We start from the raw sequence: 18,922 nt of genomic DNA on the forward strand, positions 1-18,922 counted from the left end.
TTAGAGTTTTTGGTAAAAAAGAATAGCTTCCCGGATTTCGTCCCGATTAACAGGAATATTGAAGGTGCAGGAGCCAATCTTTTCAAGAAGGGAAAACATCAGGGTGGAACCTTCATTCTTTTTGTCCTGAAGGCAAAGGTCCAAAATTGGATCTAGGTCGGTTTCGTTGAAATTAACCTTCCCGTAGATATCAAGGAGTTTTTGAGTCATTTCTTGGAATTCGGATTGACTCAAGCCGGTCTTTTTGATGGAAAGATATCCTTCGCAAATCATACCCAAAGCAATGGCTTCCCCATGCAACAGATGATTTGCTGAATCAAGAAAATGGGATTCAAAAGCATGCCCAATGGTATGACCAAAGTTTAGGATTTTTCTTAAACCCTGCTCTTTTGGGTCTTGCTCCACTACATTTTTCTTGATTTGGACTGAATGCTTGATCAGGCTTTCCCAGTCTTGATTTTCCCAATTTTCAGATTGGAGAGAAGTAAAATACTTGGCGTCCTGAATCAGCCCATGCTTGAGTATTTCCGCATAGCCTGAGCGAAGCTCTTGGATAGGTAAGGTTTTTAGAAATTCAGGAGCAATCAAGACAGTTTCAGGTTCATTGAAAACCCCGAGATGATTTTTCAATCCTTGGAAATCAACCCCCAATTTTCCACCAACACTTGCATCAACCTGTGAAAGTAGGGTAGTGGGCATATTGATAAACCGAATTCCCCTTTTGTAAATACTCGCGCAAAAACCTCCCATGTCTCCGATTACTCCCCCTCCCAAGTTTACCATCAAAGCTTTTCTATCCAATGCTGCCTCGGTCATCCGAGACCAAATCGAAGAACAAGTCTCAAGATTTTTATTGATTTCCCCTGCCGGGACAGTAATAAATAATGCATCAGATGGTAAAATCGCCTGAATTAAAGGAAGGCAATGCAATTGGGTATTGCTATCTGTGAGAATTACCAGCCTGGAAAAAGTCAGCTGATTGAGCACCTCCAAAAGAGATTTTTGGGCTTCCGATGCGAAAATTACGGTTTCCAAGAAATTGGTTTTTAAGTAAGACTACAAAAGAATGGAAAGCTGCCCTAAATAAGACAGCTTTCCGGATTGATCTTCAAATTATTTTTTGATTGGCTCTGCTTCTCGAAGCTGTTTTTCCTGTCTTTTTACAGATTCTTCATGGATGCAATAAAGCAATTCCTTCATGAATTTTTCACTCAGATGCTTGGCAACGCCCTTTTGAGTTCTGCTTTCCATCACTTCCTTCCATCTATTGGATTGAAAAACAGTGAGGTGATGCTCTCGTTTATGAGCACCTATTTGGTCAATTACTGCAAATCTTTCCTGAAGAATATCCAACAATTGGTCATCTAAGTGATCCACGGCACGTCTTAAATCCTGAAGTTTTTCGTCTGGTCCCATTGTTTCCAAAGGTTCTTTGAAATCAATGGAATCAATCATTTCCTTCAGGCGCTGAGGAGTAATTTGCTGCTTCGCATCAGACCAAGCCTTATCTGGATCATGGTGAGTCTCGATCATCAAGCCATCCAATCCGAAATTCATAGCTCTCTGAGCCACTTCCTGCAAGCCATCTCTTCGGCCTACGATGTGGGAAGGGTCATTGATCACTTCCATTCCTGTCCACACCCGCTTTAGGTGGATCGGCATAGACCAGTTTGGTTTATTTCTGAATCGCTTGTCGTATGCGTCTGAGAAGCCTCTATGAATAGCAGCAAGCTTGTCAATTCCGACTGCGTACATTCTTTCCAATGCCCCAACCCAAAGCTCTAAGTCTGGATTCATCGGGTTTTTGATCATGACGGGAATATCTACACCTCTTAGTGCTTCTGCAATTTCTTGCACCGCAAAAGGATTGACGGTAGTTCTGGCCCCAATCCAAAGTACATCTACTTTATGTTTTAGGGCTAATTCTACGTGAGCAGCATTACCCACTTCAGTAGTAATCGGGATATTCAAATTATGACGGACAATTTCCATCCATTTCAAGCCTTCTTCTCCAACACCCTCAAATGATCCTGGTCTAGTTCTTGGCTTCCAAATTCCAGCTCTGAAAAGTTGAGGAATCATATTTTCCTCTTTCATCTCTTTGCAAATCTGCTCGATTTGTTCCGGTGTTTCTGCAGAGCAAGGTCCTGCGATAATTAGAGGGGTGGTGAGACCAAGTCCCCAATCTTTGATTTGTTTGTGTGGCTTCATACGACTGAGCATTTAAATGAAAAAAGCCCGACTCTTTCGAATCGGGCTTTTGTGTTTTTATGTTCTTTTTAGTTTTTGGCTAGACAATACACAGCTCCGATTCGACTTTGGCTTCGAAAGTAAAAGTAAAAGAAGGTAAAATAGATCGCTGCTGTGATTAACATGTTCCAAATGTAAAGGACTCGAGTTTAAAAACAAAAATAAATTTTCTTCATTTTTTTAATCATTCCTTAATTAGGAGTGTGTTTTGTTGATTTTTCGGCAAAATTCATAAAAAATCAATTCTTAACAGAATTATGTTCTGATTTTAAATCATTATTTATTATAAAATTTTGATAAAATTTTTTCAGCCATATTAATTTGGTATAGATTGTTTTTGGAAGAAATAAAGAGAATGGAAGTTTTTAACCTTGAGTTTTTTCTTTTTTGAAACTTTGAGGCGATTTGCCATTTCTCAGAACAATCTCCCGAATCAAGCTGTTTTTTTGATATCTTTGCAGCCTTAAAATAGCCCTATGACGGTCAAACCCACTATTTCTTTCGAGAATCTTGAAGTGGCCTTTGCTTCCAAAAGTGATGCGGAACTGAGGAAAATGTACTTGATTTTCGCGACCCTGAATAATAACCTGATTTCTGACCTGGGAATTGGCTTGGCCAATCTTGCTTTCAAATTGAAGCTGCCTGTCAAAGGAATCATGAAAAAAACCATGTTTGGTCATTTCTGTGGAGGTGAAACCATCGCGGAAAGTATTTATGCTTGCAAGCATTTGGCTGATTTCGGGGTGAGTTCCATTTTGGATTTATCGGTGGAAGGAAAAGGGGATGAGGAATCCTTTGATCAAACTTGTGAGGAAATCTATCAAACCATGGTTGAGTCTGCAAAGACAACCTATATGCCTTTTGGGGTTTTCAAAGTTACAGGGTTAGGGGATTTCCATATCATGGAAAAGATTCAGGCCAATGAGAAATTGACCAAGGATGAAGAAATTGCTTTTGGAAAACTGAAGTCAAGAGTGGATAAGCTTTGTAAAGCTGCTCATGACCTTGGTCTCAAGATCTTGGTGGATGCCGAAGAAAGCTGGTTTCAGAGCGTGATAGATGACCTGGCCTACGAGGCCATGGAAAAATACAACCGAGAAAGATGTGTGGTGTACAATACTTACCAAATGTACAGACATGATTCTTTGGAGAGATTGAAAAAGGCTCACCAAGAGGCCTTGGAAAAAGGGTATTTGCTAGGAGCAAAACCTGTGAGGGGCGCCTATATGGAGAAGGAAAGAGAGCGTGCCGAGGAATTGGGATATTTGGATCCTATCCAAACCAATAAAGAGGCCACTGATCAAGATTACAATGAAGCGATTCATTATTGTGTGGAAAACAGAATCCATTTAGTCTGCGCGACCCACAATGAAAAAAGTGCCCTGAAGCTTACTGAGCAGATGAATATTCATGGGATAGAGCCAAAATCTGAATTGATTTACTTCTCCCAACTCTATGGAATGAGTGATAATATTTCCTTCAATTTGGCTAAGGCCGGATACCATGTGGTAAAGTATGTTCCCTACGGACCGGTTGAAAAAGTAATGCCTTACTTAACCCGAAGAGCTGCTGAAAACACCTCAATTGCAGGACAAAGCAGTAGGGAATTTGAACTCGTGAAAAGGGAAATGAAGCGAAGGAAGAGCAGTAAGCAGTGATCAGTAGGCAGTGGTTTTGCGTATGGGCCGAGTGAAGTCAAAGGCTAGATTAGTAAATAGTAAGTAATAAATAGAAACAAGATTGATGGCCTAATTTGCGGTGTTTTAAAACAACGGAAATCGGTCATCAAACATCGGACAATAATTAATCAACATAATGCAACTTTTGAGCGAACAGGAACTCGAGCGAAGAAAAGACAGAGAAGAGCTGATGGCTTTGGGAATTAATCCCTATCCAGCAGAATCTTTCCCTATCAATGTCACTGCGGAGGATATCCATAGAAACTACGAAAACAGAAAAACTGACTACAAGGATATTTCTATCGCTGGGCGTTTGATGAGCCGCCGAATCATGGGTTCTGCTTCATTTGCTGAAATTCAAGACTCAACGGGTCGTTTGCAGATTTATGTCAGAAGAGACGATATCTGCCCTGGTGAGGACAAGACTTTTTACAATTCAGTTTTCAAAAAGCTTTTGGGAATTGGTGATTTCGTAGGGGTGAAAGGATATATTTTCACCACCCAAACTGGAGAAATATCCCTTCACGTGACTGACTTGAAGATCCTTTCTAAGTCTGTAAAGCCTCTTCCTATTGTAAAGAGAGATGAGGAAGGAAATACTTATGACGGATTCACTGACCCTGAACAGCGGTATCGTCAACGCTATGTGGATCTTACGGTAAATCCAGAGGTCAAGCAGACCTTCATTACCCGTTCCAAAATTATCTCCAACATGCGTCGCTATTTCGACGATCATGGATGGTTAGAAGTGGAGACGCCTATTCTTCAGGCAGTTCATGGAGGTGCCGCTGCACGTCCATTCCAGACTCATCACAATACTTTGGATATGCCGCTTTTCTTAAGAATTGCGAATGAATTGTATCTGAAAAGATTGATCGTAGGTGGTTTTGACGGGGTGTATGAGTTTGGGAAAATGTTCCGAAATGAAGGAATGGACCGGACCCATAATCCTGAGTTTACCTCCATGGAAATCTATGTGGCCTACAAAGACTACATCTGGATGATGGAAATGGTGGAGGAGCTTTTGGAAAAAGTGACGCTATCTATCCATGGAGATGCTAAAGTGAAAGTTGGAGATAAGCAGATCGACTTCGCTGGGCCATACAGACGCTTGACCATGTATGATTCTATCAAGGAATATGCAGGAGTGGATGTCAGTGAAATGGATGAGGAAGGTTTGAGAAAGGTTTGTGCTGAAATAGGAATCGAGGTAGATCCTTCCATGGGAAAAGGCAAATTGATTGATGAGATTTTTGGAGAAAAAGTCGAGGCAAACCTGATCCAGCCTACCTATATCACGGATTATCCTATCGAAATGACTCCTTTAGCGAAAAAGCACAGAAGCAAGCCAGGTTTGGTAGAGCGTTTTGAACTTTTTGTGAATGGAAAAGAAATCGCCAATGCTTATTCTGAGTTGAATGACCCAATCGATCAGCGAGAGCGATTTGAGGATCAGTTGAAATTGGCAGCAAGGGGAGACGATGAAGCCATGGCTATGGATGAGGATTTCCTCCGTGCTTTGGAATATGGCATGCCTCCAACTTCTGGATTAGGAATTGGAATTGATCGTCTGACTATGCTTTTGACCGACAATTCTACTATTCAGGAGGTGCTCTTCTTCCCTCAGATGAGACCGGAGAAAAAGCAGGTGGAAATGACTGAGGAAGAAAAAATCATTTTCTACCTAGTGTCTAAAAATCATCCGGCTGCTTTGGCGGATATCAAATCTCAAGCAGGTTTGAGTGGAAAAAAATGGGACGTATCCATGAAAGGCTTGACTCAAAAGGGAGTGCTTTCCGTGAAGAAAGAAGGCGATACATTGCTAGTAGACCTTATTTAAATGGATAAAGATTAAAAAAGTAATACCCTGAATGAGAATTCAGGTTTTTTTTATTTTATCTTTTGGTTAATGAAGTTGGTAGTTATTGCTTTAATTTTATTATTACTTGGCTGCAAATCAAACAATCTGGCTGGAGAAAATCCTGATGGTTTCGATATTGGAAGAGTTCTAAGTTATATGTTAGAAAATGGAAATATAGATCGAGATGTTCCAATTGTTAACCAGTTAAAAACAATCGATTATTACACCAGAGAGTATTCTGAAGATAGCCTTTTATTTCCTCCTCCAAGTCCATTTGCCATAAATGAAGAGGATATTATTGAATGGGTTGACTCTGAATATTTCCCGAAAGATTCAATCACAAAAGTGTTTGTTCGAGATCAGCTGATTTATCTAAATGAAAATAGAAGTCCAACTCAGCTAGTTAACAGCGATTTGAAGTTGAGAAAATTTGAAAAGTCATGGCCAGGTCGTTGTTATATATTTTATAAGCCAATTTTTAATCAGGATTCTTCAGCTTTCATTCTTCAACATGATGAATACTACGGTTATTTTGGTGGAGGTGGTATCCATCTCCTAGTTAAAGAAAATGATAAATGGCTGGTCGAAAAATATGTTCATAGATGGGAGAATTGATTCAGGAAAAGGCGAAAATTCGGAGTTTATTCCGTGTTTTTATTTTTTCTGACTCTCTGCATAACCAAAGACCTTTTGAAGCAAAGGGGAAGTTCTCGCTCCCAATTGATTTCTGATTTTCAATTCTTCTTTGGCGATTTCAACAAATAATCCATCGATAGCTTTTTGAGTCACATAGGTCGTCAGGTCCGGATTCATCTTTTTCACCATTGGAACTTTATTGTATTGGGTCACCAAATCATCCCAGTATTTTGTAGCATTTACCTTTTCCAAACTTTTCTCGATAACGGGTTTAAATTTTACGGTTAAGGAGTCTGAAGTGGTTTTTTGGAAGTATTGAGTTGCGGCGTTTTGTTCTCCCAAAAGAATTTTCTGGACATCCTGGAAGCTCATCTGCTTGATAGCTGCAGTGAAAATAGGCTTTGCTTGCATAGCTGCATCCTCAGCTGCTCGATTGACACTGGTGATGACCTGATCACAAAGCGAACCCATTCCCAAATTTCTTAAAGTTCGCTCAGCTTGTTTGGCCTCTTCTGGAAATAGGATTTTCACATCCAAGTTTCCCAAGTATCCATTTTCCAAGGAAAGACGATCCACACTGATTCCTGTTCCTTTTTCTAAGGCTTCTTTCAGTCCGGAACTTATTTCAGCCCCGGTAGGGGTAGAGGATAATTGCCCCGCTTTTTCAAGGAGTTTGTTGATTTGGGCAGAAGATTGGCAGGCAAAGAAATAAAAGGAGGAAATTACTAAGGTAAGAATTCTAAAAGAGGATTTTAATTCCGAAAATGACATGGGTGAGTTGTTTGACAATGCTAACGCTTACAAGACTGAATTGGATATGGATTCTATAATTATTACAGGTTTTTAAAATTTAGAGCATTTAGTGATTGATCTTATTTTTGATGAATATTTAAATAATAGGACTTTAAATTTTGATAATAGTAGAAAAATATTCTTTTTGTTATAAAAATGAAAAATAATGAATCTGAGGATAAATTCTGAATTTGGGACTCTTAAGGCTGTTTTGATGCACAGACCTGGAAAGGAAATTGACCGACTGACTCCTTACAACAAGGAGTTCTTGCTTTTCGAAGATGTACCTTATTTAGAAGCTCTTCAGAAGGAGCATGATGCTTTTTCGAATCTGATTAAAGAATCCACCGGAGCGCAGGTTTATCAGTTGAGAGAGTTGTTGATCCGGGTTTTGTATGACCAAGATATTCTTCTTCAGTTAATGCGGGATTCTCTCAAAAGATCTGGGCTTTCCCATATTGCTGAGGATATTTTGGAGAGATATTCCACGGCTGAATGCGCAGGAATTCTAACGGCTGGTTTAAAGATTCATGAGCTCAAGCGAAAGCTGCCTAATTTGAATCCTGGAGAGTTGATGGACTTTGCATTTGCCATTCCACCTTGTCCTAATTTGTATTTTCAACGTGATCCAATGGCTTTGACCCCCGGGGGAATAATTTTCTCTTCCATGAAAATGGAAGGAAGGCAGCGAGAAGCAGATTTATTGAGGACCATTTTTGAAAATCATCCTGAATTCAAAGACCATGTAAAAACCATGTATCCCATCAATGGTCATGACAATCCCCCAAGCATAGAAGGAGGCGATGTGATCATCCTTTCCCATGAGGCTGTTGCCATTGGGAACTCTGAGAGAACAGACGAAAAAGCGATCTATCATGCAGCAAAAGCCTTATTGGCAGAGGGAACGGTACAGCGGGTGTACGAGGTTCATTTGCCTAAAAAGCGCCAATACATGCATTTGGATACTGTTTTTACTGTCTTGGATGAGAATCTGGTGCTGACCTATCCTGATGCAATAAATTCCGTTTTGCAAACTTCCCTTTATACTTTAAAGGAAGTAAACGGGGATAAAGTAACGATCAAAAGAGAGGTGTTAAAAGAATCATTGTTGACGGTTTTGGAACGAGAAATTCCTCACTTGGAAGTGTTAGCAACTGCTGACGGCAATCCGGATTATTCCCAAAGAGAACAGTGGTTTGATGGAGCGAATGTCTTTGCTATTGGTCCGAGAAGGGTGATTTCTTATAACCGAAATATTCACACCAACAGGGCTTTGAGGAATACAGGGGTGGAGGTTTTGGAGATTCCAAGTTCTGAACTCTCCCGTGGCTTGGGAGGCCCAAGGTGTATGACCATGCCGCTCAGTCGATCAAAAGTCTGATTAACGATCGAAAAACGATCTTCTCCTAGAGACCTTCAAATCCTGAAGAATGCTGGACTTGACACGAATGTCAATATTGTAGGAAGTAAATCTTCCGAAAGGAATCCAGTTTACATTCATCTGCCAGCAATGAAGATCCCTAGCAATTCCGATCATGGTCTGGGCGAATTCCTGGGATTGAAAATCGTAACTCGTATTGAAGTTGATTTTCCACTTTTCACTGATAGAAACATCCCCACTCAGGTTGACACCCTGAGTGATGTTAGTGGTGTTATTGATTTGCTTATTGTAGGACAAATTGTAGCCTATCGTCAAATTCCAAGGAATGTCCCAATCGATGTATTGGCTAGGATCAGAAACGATTCTGTTGATTTCCTGCTTGGCAAATTCATCTAAAACTCCTCCTCTTTGCAAGAAATCCTGTGTCAATTCATCTCGAACTTCACCTGGGTCTTGGCCTCCTCTAGGATTCAGGGAAGCATTTAAATTCAAGGAAGCATTTCGAATGGCTCCGATTCCCTGTCCATTTTTCCAAGCAAATTGATTGACACGACGAAAGGTAGATGAGGACTGATTTTCATTCTGAAATTCCAAAACAGAATAGGGGTCAATGGTGGTATTGACGTTCACAGACAGTTTTCTTTCAAAAAAGCTGGTTCTCGCTGAAATCTGGAAAGGGGAAAGATTAAAGGAATCAGCCGCAAAATTGTAAGCACTGTTCAAGTTCAGGGATTCTAGGATTGGGATCTTTTTGGAGGTTTCCTCTGTGCTGTCGTTTTCTGTTCTGATTTTTCCTTCCAAGACATTTCTCAAACCAAAACTTACCGCTCTAGATTCTCCCAATGGTGCTCCCCCAAAAATATACCCTTGATGTCTGGAGAAATATTGTGTCCGTCCTGTTTCGTCAACCTGGACTTCCTGATAGTACCCAAAAGCCGGGTCTGAAAAATCCGGGTTGAAATTAAAGGATAGTGTAGGAGCTGCATGATGTCGGATAGTCTGAAGCTTGCCTTTTCCTTTGAAATTATAGAATCCATAGAAGTTGGTATTCATGGAAAAGGAACTGTTGTAAAATCCAACCCGATTAAAGCCATCCTGAGTGATCTGATCCACCCGCTGAGTAGCTGGATTGTAATAGAAATTAAGCCTTTGGAGATACCAAAGTTCAGTATAGTTAATCGAGGCAGTTCCTGTGAAATACTTGAAAAGGGTGAAATTAGAGCTTAAAGGAATGGTATTTCTCGCTCCATTATTGGCATTTCTCAGCAAGAGGCTAAAGTTGTCTAGGTTGAATGGGATCGTCTGTGGTCCACTTGGCGCCTCGGGATTATTTACCCCAAAATTCTGCTGAATTCTATTCGAGATCGTGTTTTGCATGTTGAAGTTCCATGCAATATTCAAGGTCTTGAGAGGTTCGAATTCCACGTTTTTGAAAGGATTCTGCCGGTTCATGTTCATGGAAACGGTCGGCAAGTCCAATCGTACCTCTCCAGTCTGCACACTTTGGGAATGTCTGAAATTGGCAGACATAGAGAAGGGAGTTCCGGTAAAAGTCTTGGAATAGGAGATGTTTGAATTCAGGTCCGATGTAATATTGTTGGCAAAGTTATTTTGGCTGATTACGTTGTTGAAATAACTCGTAGACCCTGCGTTTACTGAAGCTGAAAATCTACTGCTTCCTCTTGAAACCGGATTGTGGCTCCATTGTACCCGAAACGTATTGTAATTAACCGGATTGAGTTCCGTTTCAGGGCTAACGAACTTTTGGAAATCGAGGTTAAAACCACCACTGAATCGATATCTTTTGGTATATACCGCCTGAGATTTTGCTCCCCAACCTCCTTTGGAATAAATGTCTCCGGTAAATCGTAAATGGATATAATCATTTAGGGCAAAATAGTACCCAAAGTCGCGCAAGTATAATCCTCGAACTTGCTCTTTTCCATAGCTCGGAAAAACAATTCCCGATGCCTTTTCTTCAGGGGTATCAGGGATAATTCCAAAAGGCAACCCAAGCGGCGTAGGGATTCCATTGAAATACAAATTGAATGGACCTGAAACGACTTGTTTTCCCTGGATGGATTTGATTTTAGTGGAAGAAATATGCCAGTGAGGATCAGTTAATTTACACGTCGTATAGTATCCATGGTCCAGATATATACTTCCATCCTCAGTCTTTTTGATAGTCTCCCCGCGTAGTATTCCGTCCTGTTGCTCTGTGACCACATCTTTGATGATGGCTTTTTGGGTTTTGAAATTGTACCGCATCTCTTTGCGGATTTCGTAGGTAGTGCCTTGATCTTTGAAGAATGGGTTACCTGAAATATTTCCCAAACTATCTGTAACGCCTGATGCATAGAGTTCGGAATTTTTCCAGTCAATCACGATGCGGTCCGCATCCAATCTCATCTCCCCATATTCAAACCAAGCGTTTTTATAGAGGTAAACTTTGTTTTCGATAAAATCCGTAACGATACTATCCTCAGCGAAATAAAGAATATCGGTCTGGATATCGCTTCTGGGCATAATTTTTGCCGAATCCAAACTAACCAAAGTGTCTTGTCTGGTTAGGCTGGAATCCAATTGACTAAGCCTCGTTTGAGGAGGAGTCAGGGTGTCAGGAGCAATGAGAACTTTTTCCCGAGGGGGATTAGTAGGTCGCTGTGCCAAGACAGTCATGGGTAAAATGCCCAAAAGGAAGGTCAATAAAAAAAGGATTCTAAAACCCGACACTGTGGCTTGCGCTTTGATTAATTTGGTTGAAATTTCGCGTAAAGTTAATTCGATTGCCCTCATGGAACGGTTTAATAACAAAAAAATTCTCTTAAGTTTTCTTATTGCTATTCCCTTTTTGTTTGGTGGATTTATTCCAGATGAAACGATGATGCCCGCATTTCGGATGAAAAAAATCGTTTTGGATGCTGGTCATGGTGGAAGTGATCCTGGGAATTTAGGTTCAAAATCTCGAGAAAAAGACATTAATCTAGCAGTAACCCTCTTGGTCGGTAAATATATCAAGGAAAATATGCCAGATGTCGAGGTGATTTATACGCGTGATGACGATAGTTTTCCGACCCTAAAGCAACGGCCTCAGATTGCAAACACGAATAAAGCAGATCTTTTTGTTTCCATACATTCCAACTCAGCCCCGAATAAATCGGCTTTTGGAACTGAGACTTTTGTAATGGGTACAAAACACTTCGAAGCAAACTTTGATATCGTTAAAAAGGAAAACTCAGTGATTCTTCTCGAAGAAAATTACGAAGAGGAATACGAAGGATTCGATCCGACTTCTCCTGAATCCTATATGCTTTTTAACTTAACACAGAAGGCTTACATAGGAAATAGTATATCACTTGCAGAGCAAATTGAAACTCAATTTAGAGATCGCGTGGGTAGAAAAAGCCGTGGAGTAAAGCATGGTCCATTTTATGTGCTTTGGACTCCATCTATGCCAAGCGTATTGGTAGAACTTGGCTTCCTTTCTAATTCTGAGGAGGAAAAGTTCCTGATGACTAAGCAAGGTCAGGAATACATGGCCTCTGCAATTTATCGATCCATTAAGGATTACAAAGAGCAAATCGAAGCCAATTGATTTTCAATGGCATAAACTAATTGCAGGCCCCGTTTAGGTTTAAATGGGGCTTTTTTTATAGCTTCAAGGGTAAACTTTCTAATTCAATACCGAGTTTTTACCTCAAACAAACCCAAAATAACTAGACCAACTTTATGGAAAATTACACTTCCGGAATGATGGGATTGATCCAGAACCTCAACAAAAAAGCCGAGACTGTAAAACATGGTGGAGGAAAAAAGCGAATCGATTCTGAACACGCCAAAGGAAAATTAACTGCCAGAGAAAGAATAGATTTTTTGATTGATCCAGGATCAGAATTTTTGGAAGTAGGAGCTTTCGCGGCAGATGGGATGTATGAAGAAGAGGGCGGATGCCCATCAGCAGGGGTGGTTATGGGAATAGGATATGTGAGTGGAAGAATGTGCGTGATCGTGGCTAACGATGCCACCGTAAAAGCTGGAGCTTGGTTTCCGATGACAGCCAAAAAAAATCTCCGAGCTCAGGAAATCGCCATGGAAAACCATCTTCCAATTATTTATTTGGTCGATAGCGCAGGTGTTTTCCTACCCATGCAAAACGAGATTTTTCCAGACAAGGAACACTTTGGCAGGCAATTCAGAAATAATGCAAAGATGTCTTCGATGGGAATTGTACAGGTCGCGGCAATAATGGGGAGCTGCGTAGCAGGTGGGGCTTATTTGCCGATTATGTCCGACGAGGCTCTTATCGTAGACAAGACAGGTTCCATTTTTTTGGCTGGTTCCTATTTGGTAAAAGCTGCGATTGGGGAAAATGTAGACAATGAAACTCTAGGTGGAGCAACGACCCACTGCGAAATCTCGGGCGTGACGGATAATAAATTTGCTAATGATCAAGAATGCTTAGAGGAAATCCGTAAGATCTTTTCCAAGCTTGGACATAATCCAAAGGCTGGTTTTGACCGAATTGAATCAAAAAACGCGGCCATTTCTGGAGAAAAATTATTGGAAATTTTCCCAACCGACCGAGTGAAACCCTACGATATGCTGGAGGTAATCTCAGCTTTAGTCGATGGGGGAGAGCTGGATGAATACAAAAAGGACTATGGCAAAACCCTGATTTGCGGAACCGCCAGAATCGACGGTTGGGCTGTAGGGATTGTGGCTAATCAGCGCAAAATCGTTAAAACCGCCAAAGGAGAAATGCAGATGGGTGGGGTGATTTACTCAGATTCTGCGGATAAGGCGGCTCGATTTATCATGAATTGCAATCAGCGGAAAATCCCTCTGCTTTTTATCCAAGATGTCAGTGGGTTTATGGTCGGATCAAAAGCTGAACATGGAGGAATCATCAAAGACGGCGCAAAAATGGTTAATGCCATGGCTAATTCTGTGGTACCGAAATTCACCCTGATCGTGGGAAATAGCTACGGAGCCGGCAATTATGCCATGTGCGGAAAGGCCTATGATCCACGCTTAATTTATTCCTGGCCAACAGCCCAAATGGCCGTGATGTCTGGAGCTTCAGCTGCCAAAACCCTTCTTCAGATTAAGGTTTCATCCTTGAAAAAATCGGGAAAGGAAATTTCTCCTGAGGAGGAAAATCAGCTTTTGGAAGAAATTACGAATAAATACAATGAGGAACTTAGTCCTTATTATGCTGCGGCAAGACTTTGGGTGGATGGAGTCATTGACCCTAGAGAAACTAGAAAGGTGATCTCTATGGGAATTGAAGCGGCAAATCACTCCCCGATTACAGAAAGATTCAATGTGGGCGTGATTCAAACCTGATCTTTTATTATCTTAAAGTAATTCAAACCTGTCTTAATGGAGGAACTGACCCCTGCCCAGTTAAATGCATTGGTTTCACTTTTGGATGACCCTGATTTGGAAGTGAAAAACCATGTCAGAGGAAAAATAATTTCTTTGGGCGCTGAAGTAATTCCTTTTCTGGAGCAAAAATGGGAAACCAGCTTTAATCCGGAAATTCAAAAGGAGATCGAGGAACTCGTCCATGATCTCCAATTTTCCTTGCTAAAGAGGCGATTGATTGAATGGAGAGATTCTGAGGACAGAGATTTGTTGACTGGACTTTGGATTTTAAACACCTACCAGTATCCTGATCTGGATTTTGAAAAGTTGAATGCAGAGATGCATCAGATCTATTTTGAGGTTTGGACTTCCTTTAAAAATGACCTCCAACCTTACGATCAGGTTCGGATCATAAACAATGTCTTATTCAATACCCTGAGATTTTCTGCCAATACCAAGAATTTTCATTCTCCTGGAAACAGCATGCTTTCCACCGTATTGGATACTAAAAAAGGAAATCCGATCACGCTTTGCGCCATTTATCTGTTGGTGGCTAAAAAACTAGGCTTGCCGATCTATGGAGTCAATTTGCCCAATCTGTTTATCCTGACTTATAAGTCTGCAGATATCACCTTTTACATCAATGCTTTTAATAAGGGTTTGGTATTCAGTAGACAAGACATTTTCAACTATCTGGAGCACCTGAAAATTACCCCAAAGGAAGAGTTTTTTGAGCCTTGTGCACACTTGGATATTCTCCTAAGATCCCTGAGAAATTTGGCTCATGCCTTTGAGAAATTAGGAGAAGCGCCTAAGGTGGAGGAAATTCAGGAGTTGATTTCCATTTTGGAAAATCAATAGGTTCGGATATTGCAACCTACGGCTCTTACTTGAGCAGCTGCTGGATTTTCCCCTTTTAAAATCTGATTCAGAGCCCGCTCCAGATGCCTTTCTGTTACTGCGGTTTCAGCTTGAGGATTATTGTCAATGGCACCTTTGTACTTTACCTGAAGTCCATTTTCTCCTGGAACTAAGACCAAGACTTCAGGGATTTTGGTGACTTGAAAAAGTTTCGCCCAAGCCTGTCCATTGTCTATCAGATATGACATTTTGAAACCGCTGTCATCAATAAAGCTTCGCAAAGAAATTTGCTCAGCTTCAGAATTTCCTACTTCGGGATTGATTAAGGCAAAAGCAATCCCCTGGGCCTGAAAGGTTTCCTTTATGGCTTTGATTCTGCCTTCATACATTTTTGCAAAAGGGCAGGATAGGGAATGAAAAATCAAAACCATGCCTTTTCCAGAAGTCATTTTTCCCAACTCCATTACTTTACCTGTCACCGCATCAGTGGCGCTTAGCTCAGCATAGTTTTGTGCTTTGGTGTGAATTGAAAGGGACAGAATTAAGAAGAAAAGGAGAAGGAGTTTTTTCATCGGACTGAGGTCAAACTACCAAATGGTATAGGTTAAAATGATATTTTCCAAGTTCTTGACTTGCACGGTATAATGATGATCAGCAAAGTCCGTACCTCTTATTCTACCTTTGATCAGTGAAGTGTTGACATCAAAAGGCTCCAGAAGGATATTTTCCCGAAACGAAACCCCTCTTTTTCCTTGGCATTTGAAAATAGATTCCTTTGCCGACCAGGCCATGGTGTAGTGAACTGGGTCTTTTTCCAAGAAGTCCAACTCAGCAGCATCCAGAAATCGGAAACCAATTCTGAGGATTTTTTCTCGTATCAAATCCATATCTATTCCCACGGGTTGGTCTCGGTGATAAATCGCCCCGGCCAACCCAGGAGTATGACTTAATGATACATAGCCTCGCCCGTTCATGGATTGGGACTTGCCATGCTCATCCTTAAAAAATCCCGGGTAGGGTTCATTAAGTTGATTTAAAGCATCATAGATAGCGATTCTTGCCGTAGCCCATTCCTTTTTCTTTTCGTGGTGAGAGATATTGGCAAAAGACAGCTTTTCCCTAAAGCTCAAAAAATCCAAAGCCTCCATTTCCTGATCTTCGATAATCTTCAGCGCAATGGCTGAGGAAGAATCAATTTTTTCTATTTTTGTTTGCATACGCCTCTCTGGAAACATAGAGATTCCGTCCAATATATGGTAAAAATCCAAGTAAATAAATTACACACATTGACCGGGCACAATGACTGCATTTATGCCCTGAGTGAGGGGAGCGATCCCCGATTTTTTTATACTGGGGCTGGTGATGGTATGGTCGTGGAGTGGGATTTAGACAATCCCAAGGATGGAAAATTAATCGCCAAGCTCCCCAATTCGGTTTATGCTTTGGAGGTAGATCGGGAAAGAAATCTCTTGATCATCGGCCATAATTTTGAAGGGATTCATGTCATTGACTTGAACGAAAACAAGGAAATCTGGAGTTTGCAATTGACCAATCAGGCCATATTTGACATCAAAATCTTCGGAAATGAGATACTAGTAGGAACTGGAGATGGAATTTTGGTGGTGGTTGGAATTCCGGAGCGAGCAGTTAAGAAACATGTCAAGTTAAGCTCAAAAAGTATCCGGGTGATGAGCATTGCACCTGAGAAAAGGCATTTGGCTTTGGGACTCAGTGACCACTCTATAAAAATTCTGGACCTGGCTAATAATTTTGAGCCATTGGCAAATCTTCAAGGGCATACCAATTCAGTTTTCGCTCTGGGTTTTTCACCTGATGAAAAAATCCTGTGTAGTGGAGGAAGAGACGCTCAATTGAAATTTTGGAACTCGGGAGATTATTCCCTTTCAGAGAATATCGTGGCACATATGTTTGCCATTAATTATTTATCTTTCAAAGAGGACGGGAATTACTTGGTTACCTGCTCCATGGATAAGTCAATGAAAGTTTGGGACGTGGAAAACCGCAAATTGCTCAAGGTCATTGACAAAGCCAGAAATGCAGGTCATGGCACCTCCATCAATAAAGTTCTCTGGAGTACCTATTCCGGTCAGGTAGTCTCCATCTCAGACGACCGGACCATTTCTATCTGGCAAATCGAAGAAAAAAATCTATGAAGATATCCCCAACCGCAATTCGGCAAAAAGCATTTGAAACTGCCTTTAGAGGCTATGAAAAGAAAGAAGTATCAGCTTTCCTTGAGGAAATGAGCGTGGCAATGGAGCAAATCAACCAGGAAAACCTGGAGCTCCGAAGTAGGCTGCAACAAGTGGAAGCTGAAGCCAAGCGATTGAAGGATGTGGAGGATTCTTTATTTAGAACCTTAAAGACTGCAGAAGATACCGGGGCAAGCATTATTACTGAAGCGACAGAGGCAGCAGACCAGATTATAGCCGAGGCGAATCAAATCGCCGAAGAAAGTACCAGAAATGCGCATCATTATGCCGATCAGGTAAAGAAACAAGCGGATGAAAATGCTAGAATTATCACTTCAGCAGCTGAGGTGAAAGCCAAAGAGACAATCAAAGAAATCCGGGAAAGTATGCAAAGTCTCGTGAGGAGCTATGATGGTCTTTTGGAACAAAGAGAAGCATTAGTAAAAAGTCTGAAGCGCCTTTCTCAGGACGCACTGAATCAAATCGAACTTTCGGATGCTCATTTTTTCAGAATTGATGCCAAAGCTTACCAAAGAGCTATAGAAGAACTAAGTAGATCCTCTCACTTTACCATTGCCAACGTTTCGACTTTGGCAGCAACAGTTCCAGCCTCAATCCCTCATAAAGAGGATGAGCCAGAGGAGCAGTTCGAGGAAGATATGGCTGATGCGCATTTGGATGATGAAACCCAAGAAACAGTCGAGGCATTGGAGCACGAGTTGGAAGAAATGGGAGAAATACCTGCTGAAGAAGAAGTAATGGAGGAGGAAGAGGAACCTGTAAAAATGGTTGTGGAAGAAGAAATGGAAGAAATTCAGAAAGAGGAGGAAGAGATTCAGGAGGAAATTGTAGCTGAAAAAGAGCCAGAACAGCCTAATGAAGAACCTCAGCCTGAAGATCCCAAGAAGTCCTCAGGATCATTTTTTGACCAATTTGACTAATGGGAAAAGTAGCCCTTGAGGGAATTGAATTTCACGCGTACCATGGAGCCTATCCAGAGGAGTCTGTCCTAGGAAACCGCTTCACTTTGGATCTGGAATTAGAGACAGATTTCAGGGAAGCCATGCTCCACGATAGTCTCAAGGATACGGTTGATTATGCGAAACTTTATCAATTGATAAAAGCCAGAATGGATGTCAAAGTCAAGTTGCTGGAACATCTTGGCCATCGCATCATTTCAGATATTCTGGAAGTTTATCCCAAGGTGAAAACTGTTAAACTGACCCTTAAAAAACATCATCCGGCTTTAGGTGGAATCGTGCAATATTCTGCGGTGACAGTTTGCTATCCGGAGGATTTTTCCTGAAAAAGGATGTATACCCGGTCCGAAACATCCAAAATCAAAACTGAATTCTGGATTGCCTTTGGGCAATACATGAAGCCAGTTCCTAATGCCCAGGGTAGAAAGATCAACTGGCCCAATTACCGAACAGGGATTAAAGACATTTACTTCCGAATGCGTGCTGAGCGTGAATTTGCCTCTATTGGCATAGAACTAGGACATCATGATCCAGAGCTTCAGGAGTTATTTTTTGATCAATTCAAAGAATTGAAAAACCTGCTGAAATCCAGTTTAAAAGAAGATTGGGATTGGAAGCTCCATAGCCAAAATGAATTGGGACAGACCGTTTCAAAAATTGAGAAAATTTTACCTTCAGTAAATGTGTTGGAAAAGGAAGATTGGTCAAAAATCATTTCCTTTCTCAAGCCTAGAATCATCGCGCTGGATGAGTTTTGGGATAATGTGAAGCCGGGGTTTGAGGATTTTTGAAAAAGTACTAATAGCCCCAAGGGGGCAAAATAGCCAAGCAAATGGCATAGCCATTTGAAAAAATGCCAAGGTCGTATTAGGAGATAGCCCCAAAGGGGCGAAACGAATACC

General features: G+C 41.1%; 17 protein-coding genes. 11 read left to right on the forward strand and 6 right to left on the reverse strand.

Annotated features, from left to right (window positions below; genetic code table 11):
• Entirely contained in the window at positions 1–1,035 is a 1,035-nt protein-coding gene (gene aroB / locus DFQ04_RS00875) for a 3-dehydroquinate synthase (RefSeq protein ID WP_133551768.1), read from the reverse strand.
• Between the two features lie 78 nt (positions 1,036–1,113).
• Entirely contained in the window at positions 1,114–2,211 is a 1,098-nt protein-coding gene (locus DFQ04_RS00880; RefSeq protein WP_133551770.1) for a chorismate mutase, read from the reverse strand.
• Positions 2,212–2,726: 515 nt separating this feature from the next.
• Here DFQ04_RS00880 and DFQ04_RS00885 point away from each other — a divergent pair.
• The 3 genes from DFQ04_RS00885 to DFQ04_RS00895 all read left to right on the forward strand — a co-directional run bounded on the left by DFQ04_RS00885 (position 2,727) and on the right by DFQ04_RS00895 (position 6,405).
• Positions 2,727–3,908, forward strand: a complete 1,182-nt coding sequence (locus DFQ04_RS00885; protein WP_133551772.1) for a proline dehydrogenase family protein — start codon at positions 2,727–2,729, stop codon at positions 3,906–3,908.
• A 157-nt stretch (positions 3,909–4,065) separates the two neighbouring features.
• The gene (gene lysS, locus DFQ04_RS00890) at positions 4,066–5,769 is read left to right on the forward strand and encodes a lysine--tRNA ligase (protein WP_133551774.1); all 1,704 of its coding nucleotides are present in this window, start codon (positions 4,066–4,068) and stop codon (positions 5,767–5,769) included.
• Between the two features lie 69 nt (positions 5,770–5,838).
• Positions 5,839–6,405, forward strand: a complete 567-nt coding sequence (locus tag DFQ04_RS00895; protein ID WP_133551776.1) for a hypothetical protein — start codon at positions 5,839–5,841, stop codon at positions 6,403–6,405.
• A gap of 39 nt (positions 6,406–6,444) precedes the next feature.
• On the opposite strand, the gene DFQ04_RS00900 is transcribed toward DFQ04_RS00895, so the two are convergent.
• Positions 6,445–7,197, reverse strand: coding sequence for a DUF4197 domain-containing protein (locus tag DFQ04_RS00900; protein WP_133551778.1), 753 nt, complete (start codon positions 7,195–7,197; stop codon positions 6,445–6,447).
• A gap of 187 nt (positions 7,198–7,384) precedes the next feature.
• On the opposite strand from DFQ04_RS00900, the gene DFQ04_RS00905 reads away from it, so the two are divergent.
• Positions 7,385–8,599, forward strand: a complete 1,215-nt coding sequence (locus DFQ04_RS00905) for an arginine deiminase (RefSeq protein WP_133551780.1) — start codon at positions 7,385–7,387, stop codon at positions 8,597–8,599.
• On the opposite strand, the gene DFQ04_RS00910 is transcribed toward DFQ04_RS00905, so the two are convergent.
• Positions 8,600–11,395: a putative LPS assembly protein LptD gene (locus DFQ04_RS00910; RefSeq protein ID WP_449353860.1), complete on the reverse strand. Its 2,796-nt coding sequence runs from the start codon at positions 11,393–11,395 to the stop codon at positions 8,600–8,602.
• Here DFQ04_RS00910 and DFQ04_RS00915 point away from each other — a divergent pair.
• From DFQ04_RS00915 to DFQ04_RS00925, 3 genes are all read left to right on the forward strand, one after another.
• Positions 11,394–12,194, forward strand: a complete 801-nt coding sequence (locus DFQ04_RS00915; RefSeq protein WP_133551782.1) for an N-acetylmuramoyl-L-alanine amidase family protein — start codon at positions 11,394–11,396, stop codon at positions 12,192–12,194. The genes DFQ04_RS00910 and DFQ04_RS00915 overlap by 2 nt on opposite strands.
• A gap of 134 nt (positions 12,195–12,328) precedes the next feature.
• On the forward strand, positions 12,329–13,945 hold the full coding sequence (locus DFQ04_RS00920; RefSeq protein WP_133551784.1) for an acyl-CoA carboxylase subunit beta: 1,617 nt from the start codon (positions 12,329–12,331) through the stop codon (positions 13,943–13,945).
• Positions 13,946–13,981: 36 nt separating this feature from the next.
• A complete protein-coding gene (locus DFQ04_RS00925; RefSeq protein WP_133551786.1) occupies positions 13,982–14,827 on the forward strand; it encodes a transglutaminase-like domain-containing protein in 846 nt (281 codons plus the stop codon).
• Here the strand turns inward: DFQ04_RS00925 and DFQ04_RS00930 are convergent.
• Positions 14,821–15,399, reverse strand: a complete 579-nt coding sequence (locus DFQ04_RS00930; protein WP_133551788.1) for a redoxin domain-containing protein — start codon at positions 15,397–15,399, stop codon at positions 14,821–14,823. The two genes, DFQ04_RS00925 and DFQ04_RS00930, sit on opposite strands and share 7 nt — an antisense overlap.
• Positions 15,400–15,414: 15 nt before the next feature.
• Positions 15,415–16,044 carry a 4'-phosphopantetheinyl transferase family protein gene (locus tag DFQ04_RS00935; protein WP_133551790.1) on the reverse strand — a complete coding sequence of 210 codons (630 nt, stop codon included), beginning with the start codon at positions 16,042–16,044 and terminating at the stop codon, positions 15,415–15,417.
• Between the two features lie 36 nt (positions 16,045–16,080).
• Between DFQ04_RS00935 and DFQ04_RS00940 the strand changes: the two genes are divergently transcribed.
• The 4 genes from DFQ04_RS00940 to DFQ04_RS00955 are packed head-to-tail and all read left to right on the forward strand — an operon-like array spanning position 16,081 to position 18,811.
• A complete protein-coding gene (locus DFQ04_RS00940) occupies positions 16,081–17,001 on the forward strand; it encodes a WD40 repeat domain-containing protein (protein WP_133551792.1) in 921 nt (306 codons plus the stop codon).
• Positions 16,998–17,981 carry a DivIVA domain-containing protein gene (locus tag DFQ04_RS00945; protein ID WP_133551794.1) on the forward strand — a complete coding sequence of 328 codons (984 nt, stop codon included), beginning with the start codon at positions 16,998–17,000 and terminating at the stop codon, positions 17,979–17,981. Before DFQ04_RS00940 ends, DFQ04_RS00945 begins: the two co-directional genes overlap by 4 nt.
• Positions 17,981–18,346, forward strand: coding sequence for a dihydroneopterin aldolase (gene folB, locus DFQ04_RS00950; protein WP_133551796.1), 366 nt, complete (start codon positions 17,981–17,983; stop codon positions 18,344–18,346). The genes DFQ04_RS00945 and folB overlap by 1 nt, the downstream gene beginning before the upstream one ends.
• 6 nt (positions 18,347–18,352) lie before the next feature.
• A complete protein-coding gene (locus DFQ04_RS00955; RefSeq protein WP_133551798.1) occupies positions 18,353–18,811 on the forward strand; it encodes a DUF4268 domain-containing protein in 459 nt (152 codons plus the stop codon).
• Positions 18,812–18,922: the final 111 nt, after the last annotated feature.

This window comes from Algoriphagus boseongensis, from assembly GCF_004362805.1.
GTDB lineage: Bacteria > Bacteroidota > Bacteroidia > Cytophagales > Cyclobacteriaceae > Algoriphagus > Algoriphagus boseongensis.